6 protein-coding genes and 2 pseudogenes are annotated in these 4,857 nt (G+C 73.7%); 4 read left to right on the plus strand and 4 right to left on the minus strand.

The window, feature by feature from the left end:
* Positions 1-62: 62 nt before the first annotated feature.
* Positions 63-239, minus strand: coding sequence for a hypothetical protein (locus JNW87_RS34740; RefSeq protein ID WP_238455153.1), 177 nt, complete (start codon positions 237-239; stop codon positions 63-65).
* Between the two features lie 227 nt (positions 240-466).
* Here JNW87_RS34740 and rpmB point away from each other — a divergent pair, with 227 nt between their 5' ends.
* Positions 467-658: a 50S ribosomal protein L28 gene (gene rpmB, locus JNW87_RS34745; RefSeq protein WP_007456456.1), complete on the plus strand. Its 192-nt coding sequence runs from the start codon at positions 467-469 to the stop codon at positions 656-658.
* Between the two features lie 134 nt (positions 659-792).
* Here rpmB and JNW87_RS34750 read toward each other — a convergent pair whose 3' ends face one another.
* Complete coding sequence (locus JNW87_RS34750; RefSeq protein WP_238455151.1) at positions 793-1,260, minus strand: GNAT family N-acetyltransferase; 468 nt, start codon at positions 1,258-1,260, stop codon at positions 793-795.
* A 62-nt stretch (positions 1,261-1,322) separates the two neighbouring features.
* Positions 1,323-2,269: pseudogene (locus JNW87_RS34755) on the minus strand (thiamine-phosphate kinase).
* A gap of 175 nt (positions 2,270-2,444) precedes the next feature.
* On the opposite strand from JNW87_RS34755, the gene JNW87_RS34760 reads away from it, so the two are divergent.
* A complete protein-coding gene (locus JNW87_RS34760) occupies positions 2,445-2,678 on the plus strand; it encodes an Lrp/AsnC ligand binding domain-containing protein (protein ID WP_013284547.1) in 234 nt (77 codons plus the stop codon).
* 93 nt (positions 2,679-2,771) lie between these two features.
* Positions 2,772-3,304 (plus strand): annotated as a pseudogene (locus JNW87_RS34765) (DUF3515 family protein).
* A 47-nt stretch (positions 3,305-3,351) separates the two neighbouring features.
* Here JNW87_RS34765 and JNW87_RS34770 read toward each other — a convergent pair.
* A complete protein-coding gene (locus JNW87_RS34770; RefSeq protein WP_109800833.1) occupies positions 3,352-4,455 on the minus strand; it encodes a D-alanine--D-alanine ligase family protein in 1,104 nt (367 codons plus the stop codon).
* A 207-nt stretch (positions 4,456-4,662) separates the two neighbouring features.
* Between JNW87_RS34770 and JNW87_RS34775 the strand changes: the two genes are divergently transcribed.
* The coding region (locus tag JNW87_RS34775) for a tetratricopeptide repeat protein (protein WP_238455152.1) at positions 4,663-4,857 on the plus strand (195 nt) is incomplete at its 3' end.

Below are 4,857 nucleotides of genomic sequence, written 5' to 3' on the forward strand. Positions count from 1 at the left end.
CTGATCCGCTGACGTGACCTGACTCGTCGCCCGACAGACTCGCCGGAGAGTGCTGGCAGGGCTCAAAGCCAGGGTGGTGGGCCCTCGAAGGTGAGGGTGAGCACCAGGTTGGTGCCCGTGTCGCCGTCCGGGACGGGGTAGACGTTGAGGTCGTCGATCTCACCCTGGTGCCGGCGCATGGCGGCCAGCCCGCTCGCGCACCAGCGGCGCACCGCGGCGGCGTCGAGGGTGTCCAGCACGGCGAGAAGCCTACTTGCGCGCACCGACACGCGCCGGGGTCGGCCGGCGTGTCCCCCGCCCGGCCGTCGCTCGGCGAAGCCCGCCCGACCCGAGTACGCTGGTCGGGCCCGAGTCGCCGCCGACCGGGCCGGTTGGGCGTACCGGCGGGTCATCGGGTAACCTGGCCAGGTTGCCCGGGCAGCGCCTGGCGGCGACCTCATGAACGTTTCAATCCCAGGAGTATCCCGTGGCTAGCGTGTGCGACGTCTGTGGCAAGGGACCGGGCTTCGGCCACAACGTGTCCCACTCGCACCGGCGGACCAACCGCCGCTGGAACCCGAACATCCAGTCGGTGCGGACCCCGGCCGGTGGCGGCAACACCAAGAAGCTGCAGGTCTGCACCTCGTGCATCAAGGCCGGCAAGGTCACCCGCGCCTGACGCGGTAGCCCCAAGCTTCCCGAAACACCCAGCACCGGCGGACCGTCACGGTCCGCCGGTTCTGTCGTGTCCGGGCACGGCCGGGCTGGCCGGGTGCGCGACGACCGGGGCCGCCGCGCACCCGCCGGACCGAGTCAGAGGGTGCGGCCGAAGGAGAGGCAGCCGGGGGCGTCCTGGTAGAAGCCGAAGTTCGGGATCCGCTCGTACCCGGCCGAGGTGTACATGGCGATCGCCTCGGGCTGCTTGTCGCCGCACTCCAGGATGATCCGCTTGCGGCCCTGCTCCCGGGCCGACCGCTCGACCGCGGCCAGCACCGCACGGGCCACGCCCCGCCCCCGGGCCGCCGGCGCGGTGTACATCCGCTTCAGCTCCGCCGCCTCCCCGTCGTCGCCGTGGCTGCGCCAGCCGCCGCAGCCCACCGGTTGTCCGCCGAGGTAGACCACCAGGAAGGCGCCGGCCGGCGGCTCGAACTGCGCCGCGTCCACCGGGGTGTCGTCGCCGCTGCCGCCGTACCGCTCGCCGAGGTCGGCCAGGGCCGCTTTGATCAACGCCTGCGACTCGGGCGCGTCGAACCGCTGCACCCGGATCTCGATCTCACTCACGCCTGAAGGGTACGACCGCCGCCCGGCGCGCCCCGGGCCCACCGGCCCGGTTCGGTCGCAGATCACTCCGACCGGCGGAAGTGGTCCCAGCCGGCCGGCCCGGCGTACGGCACGCCGTCCACGGTCACCCCCGCCCCCTCGGTCACCCGCCCGATCGGCCGCCAGCCCGCCGGCAGCGCCACCGCCGGCGGGAAGGTCGCGGCCAGGGCGTGGTCGTCGCCCCCGCCGAGGATCCAGGAGTACGGGTCGACGCCGAGTGCCTGCGCCGCGTCCCGCATCTGCCGGGGCACCTCGAAGGCGTCCCGGCGCAGGTCGACGGCGACGCCGCTGGCCTTCGCCACGTGGCCCAGGTCGGCCAGCAGCCCGTCCGACACGTCGATCATGGCGGTGGCGCCGAGCCCGGCGGCCTCCGGACCGGCCGGATAGGGCACCTCGGGCCGCCGGAACGCCTCCACCAGCAGCCGGGGCGTCCGGAAACCGCGGGACAGCACGGTGTACCCGGCCGCCGCCCAGCCGGTCCGCCCGGCCAGGGCCACCACGTCGCCGGGCCGCGCCCCGGAGCGGACCACGGGCGGCCGGCCTGCCAGGTCGCCGAGGGCGGTGACCGCGATGGTCAGCGTGGGACTGGCGGACATGTCGCCGCCGACCACGCTCGCGCCGACCAGGGCGCCTCCGCGCCGAGCCCGTCGGCCAGTTCCTCCGCCCAGCTCGGGTCCAGATCCGCTGGCATGCAGAGGGCGACCAGCAGCGCGGTCGGGGTGGCGCCCATCGCCGCGATGTCGGCCAGGTTGGCCGCCGCCGCCCGGTGCCCCACGTCCCGCGCGCTCGACCAGTCCCGGCGGAAATGCCGCCCCTCGACCAGCACGTCCGTCGAGGCCACCACCCGCCGGTCCGGCGCCGCCACCACCGCCGCGTCGTCACCGGGGCCGAGCAGGCAGCTCTCCCCGTACGTCAACCGGGCGGTGACCCGGTCGATCAGTCCGAACTCCCCGACACCCGCGACCGTCATCTTGTCCCCTCGCCGCGCTCATTCATGCTCGTCACCCCGCCACGGCACGCCCCGCCCGGCAGCCGCGTGTGCTCGCTCACCGCGTCCAGCCGGCGACCGATAGGGATCAGGCCTGCTCCGTAAGGTAGTTTCACCCTTCGGGCCGCCCCAGGCGGCGACGGACGGAGGTCGAGTCGTGGTACAGGCGTACATCCTCATCCAGACCGAGGTCGGTCGGGCGCGTGACGTGGCCGGTCTGATCGCGGACCTTGCCGGCGTGGTACGGGTCGACGCCGTCACCGGGCCGTACGACGTGGTCGTCCTCACCGAGGCCAACACCGTCGACGAGCTCGGCAAACTCATCGTCAGCAAGGTGCAGATGGTGCCCGGCATCACCCGCACCCTCACGTGTTCGGTGGTGCGCCTGTAAGTGGACGAGATCACTGTGTCCCCCGCTCCCGAGAAGTCCCGCCCGGCCGACGAGACGCCGCGCCCGGACCGGACCACCCGTCGCGCCGCGCTGATGGCCACGCTGATCGCGCTGCCGGTGACCGTGGCGGTGGCCGGCTTCACCTTCGCGAAGCTCGCCCCGGACGAGCCGGCCGCCGCGCCGCGCCCGTCGGCGACCGCCGCGCGGCCGCAGTCCACCGCCCCGGTGGAACTGCCCGCCCCGACGCTGGCCGAGCGGCCCGCGACGGTCTGCCGCGCCCTGGTGTCGCAGCTGCCGGACCGGGTCCGCGACCTGACCCAGCGGCCGGTCACCGCCGGCCCAGAGCAGAACGTCGCGTACGGCGACCCGGCGCTCACCGTCGCCTGCGGCGGTACCCCGCCGATCGTCCAGCCCACCGACGAGGTGTGGTCGTCGACAAGGTCTGCTGGCACGCGGTGCAGGAGGCCGACGCGACCGTGCTGACCACCGTCGACCGGGAGACCCCGGTCCGGGTCCGGGTGCCCCGGCAGTACGAGCAGCCGCTGCAGTGGGTCGGCCCGATCTCCGACGCCGTCGTCTCCGCGGTCCCCTCGGCGAAGTCCGCCCCCACCGGCTGCACCGCCTGATCCACGCCCCGCGGGCTTCCCCGCGGGACGGGTCCGGTGCGGCCGGGTCAGCGGCCGGCGTGGCGGTGCAGGGCGCTACGGATGAGGCGGTTGACCAGCTTCGGGTACTCGAGGCCGCTGGCCGCCCACATCCTGGGGAACATCGACGTCGGGGTGAACCCGGGCATCGTGTTGATCTCGTTGAGGTAGACGTCCAGCTCCGGGGTGACGAAGAAGTCGACCCGGGCCAGGCCGGAGCAGTCCAGCGCGGTGAACGCCCGGGTGGCGTACTCCTGGACCTGCCGGGTGACCCGCTCGGGCAGGTTCGCCGGGACGTCGTACTCGCAGACCTCGTCGGCGAAGAGGTACTTCGCCTCGAAGTCGTACCACTCCCGGTCGCCGACCATCCGGACCTCGGCCAGCACGGACGCCTCGGGCGCGCCGCCGGCCTCGCCCTCCAGCACGCCGCACTCGATCTCCCGGCCGACGACCGCCCCCTCGACCAGCACCTTCGTGTCGATCTCCCGGGCGGTGGCGACCGCCGCGTCGAGCTGGGACCAGTCGTCGACCTTGGTGATGCCGAAGGACGAGCCGGCGCGGGACGGCTTGACGAAGACCGGCAGCCCCAGCCGCTCCTTGTCCGCCTCGCTCAGCGTCATCCCGTTGCGCAGCACCACGTACGGGCCGACCGGGATGCCCTCGGCGGCGCAGAGCTTCTTGGTGAACTCCTTGTCCATGGCGGCGGCGGAGGCGAAGACGTTCGCCCCGACGTACGGGATGTCGGCCATCTCCAGCATCCCCTGGATGGTGCCGTCCTCGCCGTACGCCCCGTGCAGCACGGGGAAGACCACGTCCACGTCGGCCAGCGCCCGCGGGCCCTCCGTCGGGTCGAGCACCATGAGGCCGCCCGCGGTCGGCTCGGCGCGCAGCACCAGGGCGGCGCCGGCGGCGGCGGTGATCTCCGGGAGCTTGCGCGCCTGGATCGAGAGCTCGCTCGGGTCGCCGCTGGTCAGCACCCACTGGCCCTGCCGGGTGATGCCGACCGGCACCACCTCGAACTCGTCCGGGTCGAGGGCGCCCAGGACGCTGCCGGCGCTGACGCAGGAGATGCCGTGCTCGGGGCTGCGGCCGCCGAAGACGATCGCCACACGGGTCTTGCCTGGGGTGGTCACTCGAGGTCACCTCTTCGCTCGCGACTGCGGCTGGCCGTGCTCGCCGGTGGCGCTCACCCGATTGACCTTACTGTGCGTGGCGAGAACCCGAAGCGATACCCGGGGACGTGGGTCGGGGCAGCGCAACCGGTCAACGAGTCATATACGGGGAGTAATGGCCGTGCGGGTGAGCGGAGGCGAGCCCACCTTCACTACGCTCCTCGTCCTATGAGCGCCGATCCCCTCATCGACAGCCTGCTGGCCGCCCTGGACGCCCGCCCGGACGACCTGCCCCTGCGCCTGCACCTGGCCGGGCTGCTGCTGGACTCCGGCCGGGGCGCGGAGGCGATCGCGCAGGTCGGGCAGGCGCTCGCCCGGGATCCGGGCAACGACCAGGCGCAGGCCCTGATGCAGCGGGCGCTG

The organism is Micromonospora sp. ATA51 (genome assembly GCF_016802855.1).
GTDB lineage: Bacteria > Actinomycetota > Actinomycetes > Mycobacteriales > Micromonosporaceae > Micromonospora > Micromonospora sicca.